The sequence below is a fragment of the Brevundimonas sp. genome (assembly GCF_041919755.1).
Taxonomy (GTDB): domain Bacteria; phylum Pseudomonadota; class Alphaproteobacteria; order Caulobacterales; family Caulobacteraceae; genus Brevundimonas.
The window spans coordinates 113,992-127,682 of record NZ_JAYRTD010000006.1; the positions used below are offsets into that span (position 1 = coordinate 113,992).

12 protein-coding genes and 1 other RNA gene are annotated in these 13,691 nt (G+C 67.7%); all 13 read left to right on the top strand.

Features of this window, described 5'->3' with window-relative positions; genetic code table 11:
- Positions 1–3: 3 nt before the first annotated feature.
- Positions 4–765, top strand: a complete 762-nt coding sequence (locus tag ACE3TH_RS09565; RefSeq protein WP_374599525.1) for an N-acetylmuramoyl-L-alanine amidase — start codon at positions 4–6, stop codon at positions 763–765.
- Positions 766–894: 129 nt separating this feature from the next.
- Positions 895–1,344, top strand: a complete 450-nt coding sequence (locus ACE3TH_RS09570) for a hypothetical protein (RefSeq protein WP_374599526.1) — start codon at positions 895–897, stop codon at positions 1,342–1,344.
- A 274-nt stretch (positions 1,345–1,618) separates the two neighbouring features.
- Positions 1,619–1,999: RNase P RNA component class A (gene rnpB, locus ACE3TH_RS09575), an RNA gene on the top strand.
- Positions 2,000–2,390: 391 nt separating this feature from the next.
- Complete coding sequence (locus tag ACE3TH_RS09580; RefSeq protein WP_374599528.1) at positions 2,391–2,846, top strand: division/cell wall cluster transcriptional repressor MraZ; 456 nt, start codon at positions 2,391–2,393, stop codon at positions 2,844–2,846.
- Positions 2,843–3,799 carry a 16S rRNA (cytosine(1402)-N(4))-methyltransferase RsmH gene (rsmH, locus tag ACE3TH_RS09585; RefSeq protein ID WP_374599529.1) on the top strand — a complete coding sequence of 319 codons (957 nt, stop codon included), beginning with the start codon at positions 2,843–2,845 and terminating at the stop codon, positions 3,797–3,799. The genes ACE3TH_RS09580 and rsmH overlap by 4 nt, the downstream gene beginning before the upstream one ends.
- Positions 3,796–4,227, top strand: a complete 432-nt coding sequence (locus ACE3TH_RS09590) for a cell division protein (protein WP_374599530.1) — start codon at positions 3,796–3,798, stop codon at positions 4,225–4,227. Before rsmH ends, ACE3TH_RS09590 begins: the two co-directional genes overlap by 4 nt.
- On the top strand, positions 4,224–5,981 hold the full coding sequence (locus tag ACE3TH_RS09595) for a peptidoglycan D,D-transpeptidase FtsI family protein (RefSeq protein ID WP_374599531.1): 1,758 nt from the start codon (positions 4,224–4,226) through the stop codon (positions 5,979–5,981). The genes ACE3TH_RS09590 and ACE3TH_RS09595 overlap by 4 nt, the downstream gene beginning before the upstream one ends.
- Positions 5,978–7,447, top strand: coding sequence for a UDP-N-acetylmuramoyl-L-alanyl-D-glutamate--2,6-diaminopimelate ligase (locus ACE3TH_RS09600; protein ID WP_374599532.1), 1,470 nt, complete (start codon positions 5,978–5,980; stop codon positions 7,445–7,447). The genes ACE3TH_RS09595 and ACE3TH_RS09600 overlap by 4 nt, the downstream gene beginning before the upstream one ends.
- A complete protein-coding gene (gene murF, locus ACE3TH_RS09605; RefSeq protein WP_374599533.1) occupies positions 7,437–8,897 on the top strand; it encodes a UDP-N-acetylmuramoyl-tripeptide--D-alanyl-D-alanine ligase in 1,461 nt (486 codons plus the stop codon). Before ACE3TH_RS09600 ends, murF begins: the two co-directional genes overlap by 11 nt.
- Complete coding sequence (mraY, locus tag ACE3TH_RS09610; protein ID WP_296170139.1) at positions 8,897–10,006, top strand: phospho-N-acetylmuramoyl-pentapeptide-transferase; 1,110 nt, start codon at positions 8,897–8,899, stop codon at positions 10,004–10,006. Before murF ends, mraY begins: the two co-directional genes overlap by 1 nt.
- A gap of 1 nt (position 10,007) precedes the next feature.
- Entirely contained in the window at positions 10,008–11,405 is a 1,398-nt protein-coding gene (murD, locus tag ACE3TH_RS09615; protein WP_374599534.1) for a UDP-N-acetylmuramoyl-L-alanine--D-glutamate ligase, read from the top strand.
- Positions 11,402–12,577 (top strand): FtsW/RodA/SpoVE family cell cycle protein, encoded by a 1,176-nt coding sequence (locus tag ACE3TH_RS09620; RefSeq protein ID WP_374599535.1) that lies wholly within the window; start codon positions 11,402–11,404, stop codon positions 12,575–12,577. The genes murD and ACE3TH_RS09620 overlap by 4 nt, the downstream gene beginning before the upstream one ends.
- A 9-nt stretch (positions 12,578–12,586) precedes the next feature.
- Positions 12,587–13,675 carry an undecaprenyldiphospho-muramoylpentapeptide beta-N-acetylglucosaminyltransferase gene (gene murG / locus ACE3TH_RS09625; protein ID WP_374599536.1) on the top strand — a complete coding sequence of 363 codons (1,089 nt, stop codon included), beginning with the start codon at positions 12,587–12,589 and terminating at the stop codon, positions 13,673–13,675.
- Positions 13,676–13,691 lie beyond the last annotated feature (16 nt).

The window sequence follows — 13,691 nt, forward strand, 5'->3', positions numbered from 1 at the left end:
ATCATGTTGATCGTCCGCGACGTTCCGTCCCCGAATTTCGATGCCCGGCGCGGCCCGCCGGACATGCTGGTGCTCCACTATACCGGTATGCAGACCGCCGAGGCCGCGATCACACGCTTGTGCGACCCCGAGGCCAAGGTGTCGGCCCACTATGTCGTCCACGAGGACGGCTCCATCCTGAAACTGGTCCCCGAGGAACGGCGGGCCTGGCACGCGGGGCGGGGCGTGTGGCTGGGCGAGACCGACTGTAATGCCGCCTCCATCGGCATCGAGATCGTCAATCCGGGCCATGAGTTCGGCTATCGCGACTTCCCCGAGGTTCAGGTCGATGCGGTGATCAGCCTGATCGCGGACATCCGCACGCGCTGGACCATTTCCGACAACCGCATCATCGCCCACTCCGACCTGGCGCCTGAGCGCAAGCAGGACCCGGGCGAGCGGTTTCCGTGGAAGCGACTGGCCGGTGCTGGCCACGGCCTGTGGTTCGAACCGGCGCAGGAGCGGGTCGCGGCGCTGGGCGTGCCGCTGAAGGTCGGGGACGAGGGGCTGGGCGTCATCGTCCTGCGCGCCGGCCTGCACCGCCTGGGCTATGGCTTGGCTCCCGGTGGTGACTATGACGAGGCGACCCGGCTGACCGTCGAAGCCTTCCAGCGCCACTGGCGACCGGCGCAGGTGGACGGCGTGGCGGACGGCGAGACGCGGGCAACGCTGATGGGGGTGCTGCAACTGGCGACGGCGGAGAGCACGACCGGGGTGCTGAACTAGCGGGACGGCCGTGAGTGCGGGCTTCCCTAACACTCGGCCAATGTCCGCTTTCAGTGTTGATGTCGGCGACCGCTCTCGACCCATAGCGGGCCTGCCCGCAGCGATAATCAAAAACTTAAGTTCAGCCTTTTGGCTCGTTTACCCGCCGACTCGCCGCAGTCTGGTCAAGTCTGGCCTGTCCGCAAGATCCAGAAACTCGGAGATACCGGTGAACCTCAATATAGGGGTCCGTGGAAAGCTGCCGTCGCAAATGCTGTCGGCGGTTCCTTGATAGCCGGCAAAATCAGTGAAAGCGGTTTCAACCGGCAAGGCGCTTACAAGTTCTCCGTCTCGTCGGTAGTTCAGGTTGGCTACTATCCGGTGCCTATGCGCCGAGCATTCGATCTCAATCACTTGCGATGTCGCGTCGAACTGCATTGTGTCAGGCAATTGTTCGGGCAATCCGGCGGGGCTTCGCTGCAGCAACAATGTCTCTGCAAAGATCCTGTCAGGATTAATGCTCGACTTTTGGATATCGATAACCCCAAGACGCCCACCGCCACCGAGATCGAGCAATACACCGTCAAACTGCCTGCGTGATCCGGGCGTAAACTCACTGCTCATTCCCGTTTGAGGCTGCTCACGAGCGGGAGCGCCATTCGAGCAAGCGCCTGCTATGGCTGTGGTCAGAAGTAAAACAACCAACCTAGCCTTTATCATGATCGGTCCTTCATCATCCCGGCTCACCTTGCCCGGCCGAACAGACCACAGATCACCTCGGCAATATAGGTCCGCTTACCACCCGTGGCGGACCCTCGCGAAGTCCGTTGAGCCGGCGTTGACCTGCGCGTCGCAAAAGCGCACCTAGCGGCTGTCAGACGGTCGGGCGGTCGCGGCGGGGGTTTCGGCCTCGGTCGAGGAAAGTCCGGGCTCCACGGTGAAAAGGCGGCGGGTAACGCCCGCCCGGGGTGACCCGAGGGATAGCGCCACAGAAAGCAAACCTCCGGACCTGCGGGACCGGTAAGGGTGAAAGGGTGGGGTAAGAGCCCACCGCGTCTCTGGTAACAGCGACGGCAAGGCAAGCCCCGCCTGGAGCAAGACCGAATAGGGACGTCGCGCAAGTTCGCTTGCAGGGCTCACCGCCCCGGACGTCCGGGTAGGTCGCGAGAACCGTCCAGCGATGGGCGGTCCAGATGAATGATCGTCGCTGCATCTCGGTGCGGAACAGAACCCGGCTTACAGGCCGTCTGACATTCTTTCTTTCAAGAGGAAGGGCGCTAACGCTCGGCTCGCGGAGCCTCGCTGCTTGAGCGCTTTTTTCCAAGGGGAAGAGCGCTAACGTTCGGCTCGCGGAGCCTCGCTGCTTGAGCGTAAATGCGGCGAGCGCACCGCGTTCGCGCGTTAACGCCTGTGTCAGCATCGCGGCGCGATAATAGTCCACAGCCTGTCTATACTTTGCGTGTTCCTTGTATGTTCACGGCCTTACTGCCATTGCGAGCCCAATTGAGGTTAATCCTCGTCAACTAATCCCATTGAGACCCATTCAATCCCATGCTATCCCATCTGCATCGAGTGGGGTGAGGCGTGCGCCGAACGGCGTCAATCGGATCAGAGGGGCGGGCCGAAGGGCCCGAGTTGGGGCGGTCGTGTTTCTCGGAACCTATGAGAAACAGTTGGACGGAAAGCGGCGCCTGCTGATCCCGCAGGAGTTCCGCACCGCCGACAACGGAGCCCAGAACGGCGTCTTCTGCTTCTTCTCCATCGCCTCGGATTGTCTGGAGGCCGGCGGCGACCGGCTGATGGCCGAATATGTCGCCCGCATCGAGGCCCTGCCGTTCGGCAGCGACGAACGCACCGCCATGGAAGAGGCCTTCTATGCCGCCCAGCGCCCGCTGTCCTATGACAGCGGTGGCCGGATCACCCTGCCCGAAGGTCTGTGCCAGGAGGCCGGGCTGGGCGAGGACGTCGTCATCGCGGGCATGGGGCCGCGCTTCCAGATCTGGGATCGCAAGGCGTGGAACGCCCGCCGCGCCGCCAGCCGCGCCCTGGCCCGCAAGGTCATGAACGGCGAGACGACGCGCGCCGTTGGGGAGGGTGCATGACGACCGCGCCCCACGCCCCGGTCCTGCTGGACGAAGTGATCGAAGCCCTCGCGCCCCGAGCCGGCGATGTGATCATCGATGCGACCTTCGGGGCCGGTGGCTATACCCGCGCCATTCTGGCGACCGGCGCGACCGTGATCGCCCTGGACCGCGACCCGACGGTCCAGCCGCATGCCGACGCCGTGGCCAACGACTATCCCGGCAAGTTCCAGCTGGTCCGCACGCCGTTTTCAGGCCTGGCCGAGGCCTTTGCCGGGACGGGCGAGGCGCGTCTGGACGGCGTTGTGTTCGATATCGGCGTCTCGTCCATGCAGCTGGATCAGGCCGAGCGCGGCTTTTCCTTCATGCGCGACGGGCCGTTGGACATGCGTATGTCGGATGAGGGCGAGACCGCCGCCGACATCGTCAATACCTGGGACCACGGGCCGATGGCCCATATCTTCAAACTGTATGGCGACGAGCGTCAATCGGGACGGGTCGCCACGGCCATCCTGCGTCGCCGGGTGGAGAAGCCGTTCGAGCGCACGTTGGATCTGGCCGCCGTGGTCGAAAAGGCCCTGGGCGGGCGTCGCGGAGCGGCCATCCATCCGGCGACGCGCGTGTTCCAGGCCCTGCGGATCGCGGTCAATGACGAGCTGGGCGAGTTGCGCGCCGGGCTGGAGGCGGCCGAGGCGACGCTGGCCCCCGGTGGCCGTCTGGCCGTCGTGACCTTCCACTCGCTGGAGGACCGGATCGTCAAGGCTTTCCTGACCGAGCGGACCGGCAATGCGCCGGGCGGTTCGCGTCATACGCCGGTGGCCATCGACACCCGCAAGCCCAGCTTCACCCTGGCGTTCAAGGGCGCGCGCGAGGCGGGCGAGGCCGAACTGGCCGCCAATCCGCGTGCCCGGTCGGCCAAGCTGCGGGCGGCGGTACGGACCGACGCCGCGCCGTGGGGGAGGGTGGCCGCATGACTGTGCCCGCCGTCGTTCAACGCGTCTTCGCCTGGAAGGTCCGGGGTATCCGCTGGGTCGAGATCATCGGCGTCATTCTGGTCGCCCTGATGGTCCTGTCCGTCTATGTCGCCAAGGCGGCGGCGGCGCGTCAGAGCAGCGAGATCGCCGACATGGAACGCCAGATCGCGACCAACGGCGAGCGGGTCCGTCTGCTGAGTGCCGAGGTGGCGCGTCTGGAACAGCCGGCGCGTCTGGAGGCTTTGTCGCGCGAGGCGGGTCTGGGTCCTGTCGATGTGCATCGCCAGGCCACCGAACAGGGCCTGCCCCTGATCGCGCCGGAGCCTGATCCTCGCCCGGTGGTCATCGCCCCGCCGCCCGCCGGTCCCGCGCCGGTCGCGGAAGAGCAGGCGGCGGTGCCGGAAGCGCCTGCGGAGGCTGCGCAATGAGCGTGCACGATCCGCATCATCAGGCCTGGACTCGCCCGGCCCCGGGTGTGTCAAAGCTGGGCGAGCTGTCGCGCAAGCTGCCGTCCTGGCGCTGGCTGGGCGAGGCCATGTGGTGGGTCGAGCATGCCTTTGGCCGGGCGCGGGCCGATGCGCGGCCCGAAGAGGACACGCGGGTTCGCATCCTGCTGATCCGCTGGCTGTTCGCGGGTGTTTTCTTCTGTCTGGCGCTGGGTGCGGCCAAGGCGGCGCTGTGGGGGCCGCAGGTGGGGGTGGGCAGCGCGTCGCATCCCAACGCAACGATGCGGGCCGACATCGTCGATCGCAACGGGGCCCTGCTGGCCGCCAACATCACCCACTACGGTCTCTATATCGATCCGTCGGAGGTCTGGGATCGCCCGGCCACGATTGCCGCCATCAAGAGGGCTGTGCCCCGCATCCGCATGAGTCGCCTGACCCGCGCCGTGAACGGCGATCGTCGGGTGCTGGCCCTGGCCCGTCTGACGCCGGCCGAGCGCGCCCGCGTGCACGATCTGGCCCTGGGCGGCCTGACGTTCGAGCCGGAGGATGTCCGCGTCTATCCGCTGGGCCAGTCCGCCCGCCACGTCGTCGGCAGCGTCGAGGAGGGCGGCGAGGCCGGCCTGTCCGGCGTCGAGAAGGCGTTCGATGCCGAGGTTCGCGCCGCCGGAGCGCGCGGCGAAGTCTTCCAGACCTCCATCGACCTGCGCGTCCAGGGCGTGCTGGAGAATGAGCTGGCCGCCATGGCTATGGAAACCCAGGCCAAGGGCGCGGTCGGCATCATCACCGACGTCCAGACGGGCGAGGTTCTAGGCATGGCCAGCTGGCCGGGCACCAACTCGCGCAATCTGGCGGCCAATGCGACCTATGAGATGGGGTCGGTGTTCAAGACCTTCACCGTGGCCGCCGCCATCGATACGGGCCGGGCCGACATGAACACCATGATCGATGCGTCGGAAGCGCTCCAGATCGGCAACCGTCGCATCAAGGACTTTCACGCCCAGAACAAGGTGATGTCGCTGGAGGAGGTCTACCTCCACTCGTCCAATATCGGCACCTCGCGCCTGGCGACCGAGATGGGGCCGGCGGTCATGCGCGACTATTTCCAGCGCTTCGGCCTTCTGTCGCAGGCTCCATTCGAGATCGGGTCGGAAACGCCCATCGTGCCGCGCGAATGGTCGGACTCGACCCTGGCGTCGCTGTCGTTCGGTTACGGCGTCTCGATCACGCCGCTACAGATGGCGGCGGCCATGCAGGCGATGACCAACGGCGGGCGCTATATTCCCCTGACCCTGCGCAAGGGCGGTCGGCCGGACGCGCCGGTGCGCCAGATCATTTCGCCCGAGACGTCCTTGACCATGCTGGATCTGATGCGGCGCAATGTCGTCAACGGCTCCGGCACGCGCGCCGATGCGCCGGGCCTGCGGGTCGGGGGCAAGACGGGCTCGGCCAACAAGTCGGTCAATGGCCGCTATTCGACCGCCCACGCCATCGGCACCTTTGCCGCCGTGTTCCCGGCCGACGGGCCGGTCAATGCGCGGCGGTATCAGATCCTGGTCCTGATGGACGAGCCTCAGACCTATCCGCGCACAGGAGGCTTCGTCGCGGCACCGGCCGTGGGCCGGATCGCCGACCGGATCGCGCCCTTCCTGGGCGTCCAGCGCCGGGCCGACGTCTGGCGCACGGCCACCGGGGAGCGCGTGCCGACCTATGAGGACGTCGAGGGGGACGGGCGATGAGCGTCCAGCCGCCGGTCCGCCTGTCCGACCTGCTGCGCCGCGACGTGGCCAGCGACCCGATGATCACGGGCGTCACTTCCGACAGCCGCAAGGTCGCGCCCGGCACCCTGTTCGTGGCACTGCCGGGCAGTGCCGCCGACGGCCGCGCCTTCATTCCCCAGGCCCTGTCGCAGGGGGCGGCGGCCGTTCTGGCCCCGGCAGATACCGACACGGCGATCGCGCCAGTGCTGGTCACCTCCGGCGATGTGCGCCGGGCCTATGCCATCGCAGCCCGCAGCTTCTATGGGGCCCAGCCCGCGACCTGCGTCGCCGTGACCGGGACCAACGGCAAGACTTCGGTCGCCGCCTTCTGCCGCCAGATCTGGGCGGCGCTGGGCCTGACCTCGGCGAGCATGGGCACCCTTGGGGTTTTGAAACAGTCCGGTAACGTTAATCAGGCCTTGACGGGGCCGGGCCTGACCAGCCCCGACGCCGCCGATGCTGCCCGACTTCTGGCCGATCTGGCCGAGGGCGGCGTGACCCATCTGGCGCTGGAGGCGTCGTCGCACGGCATCGACCAGCGGCGTCTGGACGGGGTGACGCTGAAGGCGGCCGGCTTCACCAACCTGACCCAGGATCATCTGGACTATCACGGCGATATGGCCGCCTATCGCGACGCCAAGCTGCGGCTGTTCGAGACCCTGCTGCCGCGGGGGCGGACGGCGGTGCTGAACGCCGATTCCGACGCCTATTCCCAGTTCGCCTCGGCCAGCATCATGTCGGGCCTGGGCGTGATGGCTGTGGGTGAGCGTGGGCGGGATCTGACCCTGCTGGGCCGCAAGGCCGTGCCGGAGGGCCAGCGGCTGTCACTGGATGTGCGGGGCAGCCTGCATGAGGTGCTGCTGCCGCTGGCGGGAGCGTTTCAGGCGTCGAACGCCCTGGTCGCGGCGGGGCTGTGCATCGCGGGCGGCGAAAGCCCTGAGCGCGTCCTGGCGGCGATGGAGAAGATCGAGGGCGCGCAGGGGCGGCTGGAGCGCATCCCGGGCGGAAGCGGGAAGGGTGAAGTCTATGTCGACTATGCCCATACGCCCGATGGGCTGGAGACGGTGCTGTCGGCTCTGCGGCCGCATGCGACAGGACGGCTGATCGTCGTGTTCGGCGCGGGCGGCGACCGGGATCGGGCGAAGCGCCCTCTGATGGGCGAGATCGCGGGTCGGCTGGCCGATGTCGCCATCGTCACGGATGACAATCCGCGCGGTGAAGACCCTGCCATTATCCGGCGGGCGGTGCGGGAAGGCTGTCCGGACGCGCAAGAGATCGGCGACCGCCGCGAAGCCATCCACCACGCCATCCACATGATGCGCGACGGGGATGTGGTGGTCATCGCCGGAAAAGGGCATGAGCAGGGCCAGATCGTCGGCGGGGTGACCCACCCCTTCGACGACGCGACCGTCGCCGCCGAAGCCCTGAACGCCCATGCCTGCTAAGCCTGCGCCCGCCAAACCTGTCCTGTGGACCTCTGAACAGATCGAAGCGGCCACGGGCGGACGCCTCTCCGGCCCGCCTTTCGCGGTCACGGGCCTGACCTACAACAGCCGCGAGATCGTGCCGGGCGACCTGTTTCTGGCTCTGAAGGGCGCGCGGGACGGGCACGCGTTCGCCGCTTCGGCCTTTGCGGCAGGAGCGGCCGGGGCGCTGACGGAGCATGGCGTCGAGGGCGGGCCGTCCATCGTCACCACCGATACGCTGAAGGCGCTGGAAGCCTTGGGTATCACCGCCCGCGACCGGGCCGCACGACGCGGGGCCGTCACCGGCAGTGTCGGCAAGACCAGCGTGACCCAGGCGATCAAGGCCGGGCTGGATCTGGCCGGCTCGTCCCACGGGTCGATCAAGAGCTACAACAACCACATCGGTGTGCCTTTGACCCTGGCGCGGATGCCACAGGGGACGGACAGGGCCGTGTTCGAGATCGGCATGAATGCGCCGGGCGAGATCGCACCCTTGTCGCGCATGGTCGCGCCCCATGCCGCCTGTGTGACCACTGTCGGGCCGGTCCATATCGAGGCCTTTGCCGATGGCGAGGCCGGTGTGGCGGCGGAGAAGGCGTCGATCTTCGAAGGCCTGCTGCCCGGCGGCGCGGCGGTGCTGAACGGGGATGTGGCGCAGGCGGCTGTGCTGGAAGCGGCGGCGCGGGCGCAAGGGGCGCAGGTCCTGCGCTTCGGCACCGGGGCCGCCCACGAAGCGCGGCTGATCGGGTTCACGCCGGACGCTGAGGGGGCGACCGTGCGGGCCGAACTGCACGGCAAGGCGCTGGAGTATCGCCTCGCGCAATCGGGCCATCACTGGGGCCTGAACAGCCTGTGTGTCATCCTGATGCTGGAGGCGCTGGACGTGCCGCTGGAGACGGCGCTGGCGGCCCTGGCCGGGTTTGCGCCCCTGGCCGGGCGGGGGCAGACCATACAGGTGGCGGCGCCCGGCGGGGCCTTCACCCTGATCGACGAAAGCTACAATGCCAATCCGCTGTCGATGGCCGCGGGGTTCCGCAGCCTGGGCGTCAGGCCGGTGGGGCCGGGCGGTCGGCGCGTGGTCGTCCTGACCGACATGCTGGAACTGGGCGACCAGTCGCGGGCGCTGCATCAGGGCCTGGCCGGTCCGATCGAGGCGGCGGGGCTGGACATGGTCCACGCTGCCGGGCCGGAGATGAAGGCACTGTACGACATTCTGCCGGACTCGCGGCGGGGCCTGTGGCGCGAGACGGCGGCCGAGCTGGCGGCCGAGGCCATGGTGCTGGCCGGGTCCGGCGACGTGGTCATGGTCAAGGGCTCGAACGGATCGAAGGCGTCGATGGTCGCCAAGGCCCTGGCGGCCTTGGGCAGCGAACCGCCCCTCAAGCAGCGAGCGTCCGCGACGCGAGCGATAGGGGCAAAGGAAGTCTGATGTTCTATCTGCTGTATCTGCAGTTCTCCGATGTGGCGCAGGACTATCCCCTGCTGAACCTGGTCCAGTACCAGACAGTGCGCGTGGCGCTGGCGATGGCGACGGCCATGATCGTGTCGGTGGCCATGGGCAGTCGGTTCATCAACTGGATCCGCGCCAAACAGGGCCGGGGCCAGCCGATCCGCGACGACGGCCCGGTCTCGCACCTGTCCAAGGTCGGCACCCCCACCATGGGCGGTCTGATGATCCTGGCGGGCATCGCGGTGGCAGTCCTGCTGTGGGGCGACCTGACCAATCCCTACATCTGGATCGTCAGCTTCGTGACGGCGGCCTTCGGCGTGCTGGGCTTCATCGACGACTATGCCAAGGTAACCAAACAGACCTCGGCGGGCCTGACCTCCAAGCAAAAACTGGCGGCCCAGGTCGTGGTGTCCGTGATTGCGGGCATCCTGACCGTGCTGTGGATGACGGCGTCGCCGACCTCGCCGGGGCTGGAGACCTCGATCGCCTTTCCGTTCTTCAAGGCCGTGCTGCTGAATATCGGCTGGTTCTATGTGGCGTTCGCGGCCTTCACCATCGTGGGCTTTTCCAATGCGGTGAACCTGACCGACGGTCTCGATGGCCTGGCCATCGTGCCGGTCATGATGGCGGCGGCAGCCTTCGGCATCATCAGCTATCTGGTCGGCAACTTCATCTTCTCGGGCTATCTGGGTGTCCACCATGTGCCGGGCTCGGGCGAGCTGGCCATCTTCTGCGCGGCCATCATCGGCGGGGGCACGGGCTTCCTCTGGTACAATGCGCCGCCGGCCAAGATCTTCATGGGCGACACCGGCTCGCTGGCCCTGGGCGGCGCGCTGGGGGCCATCGCCGTGGCGACCAAGCACGAACTGGTGCTGGGTATCGTCGGCGGCCTGTTCGTCATCGAGGCCGCTTCGGTCATGATCCAGGTCGCCTATTTCAAGGCGACCGGAAAACGCATCTTCCTGATGGCGCCGATCCACCATCATTTCGAAAAGATGGGCTGGCCGGAATCGACGGTGGTCATCCGCTTCTGGATCGTCGCCGCCATGCTGGCCCTCGCCGGCCTGGCGACGTTGAAGCTGCGCTAGGATGATCCCTGTTCCCGGCTTCGAGGGGCGGCGCATCGCGGTCTTCGGCCTGGGACGGTCGGGGCTGACGGCGGCGCGCGCCTTGAAGGCCGGCGGGGCCTTGCCGGTGCTGTGGGACGACAGCGTCTCCAGCCGCATGCAGGCCGAGGCCGAAGGCTTTGTGGTCGAGGATCTGACGGTCGCCGACTGGTCGGGCTTTTCGGCTCTGGTCCTGTCGCCCGGCGCGCCACTGACGCATCCCAAGCCGCACTGGACGGTGGACAAGGCGCATGAGGCCGGCATCGAGATCATCGGCGACATCGAGTTGTTCGCGCGGGCACTGGCGGCCTTGCCGGAGGGACAGCGCCCCCGCGTCGTCGCCATCACCGGCACCAACGGCAAGTCCACGACCACGGCCCTGATCGGCTGGGTGCTGAAACAGGCCGGGCTGACGGTCCATGTCGGCGGCAACATCGGCATCGGCGTGCTGGCCCTTCCCGAGCCGACGCCTGAGGCGGTCTATGTGATCGAGGTGTCGAGCTATCAGCTGGACCTGACCACCACCTTCGCGCCGGACGTGGCGATCCTGACGAATATCTCGCCGGACCATTTGGATCGGCATGGCGGGATGGAGGAGTATGTCGCGGCGAAGGCGCGGCTGTTCCAAGCGCAGGGGCCGGCAGCGCTTGCGCTGGTTGGGACAGATGAGGAATGGGGTCTCGCCGTCGAGAGCAAGCTGGCGGTCCAGGGGCTGAGAACGACTCGGGTCAGCAGCGCGAGTCACTCAGTGCGCTCGGAAGAGATCGTGGTTTCAAATGGCGCACTGGCCGTGCCGGGTCAGGATGAAATTGCCCTGACGCAAGCCCGGTCTCTCCCCGGCCGCCATAACGCCCAGAACGCTGCCTTCGCCTACGCAGCCTCTCTGGCGCTCGGCGTCTCGCACGACGCCGCCGTCGAGGGCCTGCTCTCCTTCCCTGGCCTGGCCCACCGCATGGAGACCGTCGGCACGCTCGGTCGCGTGCGCTTCGTCAACGACTCCAAGGCCACCAATGCCGATGCGGCGCGGCAGGCGCTGACCAGCTATGATCGCAGTTTCTGGATCGCGGGCGGGCGGGCCAAGGCGGGGGGGATCGACGATCTGGAGGATCTGTTTCCGCGCGTGGTCGAAGCCTTCCTGATCGGCGAGGCGGCGGGGCCGTTCGCGGCCCGGCTGGGGGATGCCCCGCACCGGATCAGCGGCGATATGGCCACGGCGGTGCAGCAAGCCTATGAGGCCGCTGCCGCCACGGGGCGCGAAGAGGTGGTGTTACTCAGCCCCGCGGCCGCCAGTTTCGATCAGTATCCCGACTTCGAGGTGCGCGGCGAGGCGTTTCGCGCCGCCGTCCTGGCCCTCGGCGCAACCCCCCTGGCCCCGTCATGACCGAAGCCTATAGCCCCGCGTTTTCGCGCAATGACAAGGGACCGGTGGCCAACTGGTTCTGGACGGTAGACCGGGGGCTGCTGGCCGCGGCCCTGACGCTGATGGGGATGGGCGTCGCGCTCAGCTTCGCCTCCAGCCCCGCCGCCATCCTGGCCGACCAGTCGATCACCGACCCCTTCCACTACAGCTGGCGGATGATGGTGTTCAGCTGTGCCGGGCTGATCATGCTGCTGGGAACGTCCTTCTTCTCGCCGCGCGGGGTGCGCCGCATCGCCCTGGCCGCGTTGCTGTGTGCCATCGTGACCATGATGCTGCTGCCCTTAATCGGCGATGAGGTGAAGGGCGCGGCTCGGTGGATCAATCTGGGTCCGTTCAGCCTGCAACCCTCAGAGTTCGCCAAGCCGGGCCTGATCGTCTTCTCCGCCTGGATGTTCGCGGAAGGCCAGAAAGGCGAGGGCGTGCCCGGCGTCAGCATCGCGTTCGGTGTGTGGGGCCTGACGGTCGCCCTGTTGCTGATCCAGCCGGACATCGGCCAGACGCTGCTGATCACCACCACCTTCATGGCGGTCTTCTTCATGGCCGGGGTGCCGCTGAAATGGGTGGCGGCGCTGGCGGCGGCGGGAGCGGCTGGGGTCGTGGGCCTTTATTTCAGCTTCAGCCACATGCGCGATCGCCTGAGCCGCTTCGGCTCGGACGACGCCAATGCCACCTATCAGATCGACCGCGCGTCAGAGGCCATCCGTGCCGGTGGCCTGGTCGGACGCGGTGTGGGCGAGGGGGTGATGAAGCGCTCGGTGCCCGACCTGCACACCGACTTCATCTATTCCGTCGGGGCCGAGGAGTTCGGCCTGGTGCTGAGCCTGATCATGATCGGCCTGTTCGCCTTCATCGTCCTGCGCGGCATGCAAAAGGCGATGCGGCTGCGCGACCCGTTCGAACAGACGGCGGCGGCGGGGCTGTTCATCCTGATCGGGCTGCAGGCCTGCATCAATGTGGCGGTGAATCTGCGGATGATCCCGACCAAGGGGATGACCCTGCCGTTCATCAGCTATGGCGGCTCGTCCATGGTGGCCATGGGCCTGACCATGGGGCTGGCCCTGGCCCTGACCCGCAAGCGGCCGGGTGCCTATGAGCCGGGGACCAGCCTGCCGCGACGGCGTATCCTGGGCTAGTAGGCATCCATGACTTCAAAACTCTGCGTCGTCGCCGCCGGTGGGACCGGTGGGCATATGTTCCCGGCCGAGGCCCTGTCGCGCGAGCTGGCCGGGCGCGGCTGGCGGATCGTGCTGGCCACGGATCGCCGGGGAGAGGCCTATGCCCAGAACTTTCCGGCCGAGGAGCGGATCGCGCTGGATGCCGCCACCGGGCGCGGGCCGATCGGCATGGCCAAGGCGGGCCTGGCGATCACGCGCGGTGTGGTTCAAGCACGCTCGGCGCTGAAGCGGTTGGATGCGGCGGTCGTGGTCGGCTTTGGCGGCTACCCTTCCGCCCCCGCCCTGCTGGCGGCGCTCAGCCAGGGTCGGCCGACGCTGTTGCATGAACAGAATGCCGTGCTGGGCCGCACCAACCGCTGGCTCAGCCCCTATGTCGGGGCCGTGGCGTCATCCTTTCCGAACCTGCAGAAGGTGCCGCAGGGCGTCGGCGCGCGGGTCACCCTGGTCGGCAATCCGGTGCGGGCCGACATCCGGGCGCTGGGCGAGCGGGCGTTTGTGGCCCCGACCGGCGACGGTCCGATCCATGTGCTGGTCACCGGCGGCAGCCAGGGCTCGCGCATCCTGTCCGACACCGTGCCACAGGCGCTGGCGGCCTTGCCCGACACCTTGCGCACACGCCTGCGGGTGCAACAGCAGTCGCGGCCCGAGACGCTGGAGGCCGCTCGCGCCGTCTATGCCCAGGCAGGGATCACGGCCGAGATCGCGCCCTTCTTTTCCGACATGGCCCGGCGTCTGTCGCAGGCGCATCTCGTGATCGGCCGGGCCGGGGCCTCGACCTGTTCGGAGCTGGCGGCGGCGGGTCTGCCCTCCCTGTTGATCCCGCTCAAGATCGCCATGGACGACCACCAGCGGTTCAATGCCCTCAGCCTGGTTCAGGCGGGTGGCGCAGAGATGGTGTTGGAAGACGAGGTGACGGTCGATCGCCTGACGGCGTCGCTGGATGCAATGCTTTCGGCCCCCGCGCGTCTGTCGGCCATGAGCGCGGGCGCGCGTTCGGCGGCCCTGCCGGACGCGACCTCGGACCTGGCCGACATGGTCGAGGCGGTGGCGATCTGAAGGCTGGCCTTCGCCT

Excerpts from the sequence above, each read along its gene's own strand:
- ACE3TH_RS09565 (WP_374599525.1), top strand. The coding sequence starts at position 4 with ATGTTGATCGTCCGCGACGTTCCGTCCCCGAATTTCGATGCCCGGCGC.
- rsmH (WP_374599529.1), top strand. The coding sequence starts at position 2,843 with ATGACGACCGCGCCCCACGCCCCGGTCCTGCTGGACGAAGTGATCGAA.
- ACE3TH_RS09590 (WP_374599530.1), top strand. The coding sequence starts at position 3,796 with ATGACTGTGCCCGCCGTCGTTCAACGCGTCTTCGCCTGGAAGGTCCGG.
- ACE3TH_RS09595 (WP_374599531.1), top strand. The coding sequence starts at position 4,224 with ATGAGCGTGCACGATCCGCATCATCAGGCCTGGACTCGCCCGGCCCCG.
- ACE3TH_RS09600 (WP_374599532.1), top strand. The coding sequence starts at position 5,978 with ATGAGCGTCCAGCCGCCGGTCCGCCTGTCCGACCTGCTGCGCCGCGAC.
- murF (WP_374599533.1), top strand. The coding sequence starts at position 7,437 with ATGCCTGCTAAGCCTGCGCCCGCCAAACCTGTCCTGTGGACCTCTGAA.
- mraY (WP_296170139.1), top strand. The coding sequence starts at position 8,897 with ATGTTCTATCTGCTGTATCTGCAGTTCTCCGATGTGGCGCAGGACTAT.
- murD (WP_374599534.1), top strand. The coding sequence starts at position 10,008 with ATGATCCCTGTTCCCGGCTTCGAGGGGCGGCGCATCGCGGTCTTCGGC.
- ACE3TH_RS09620 (WP_374599535.1), top strand. The coding sequence starts at position 11,402 with ATGACCGAAGCCTATAGCCCCGCGTTTTCGCGCAATGACAAGGGACCG.
- murG (WP_374599536.1), top strand. The coding sequence starts at position 12,587 with ATGACTTCAAAACTCTGCGTCGTCGCCGCCGGTGGGACCGGTGGGCAT.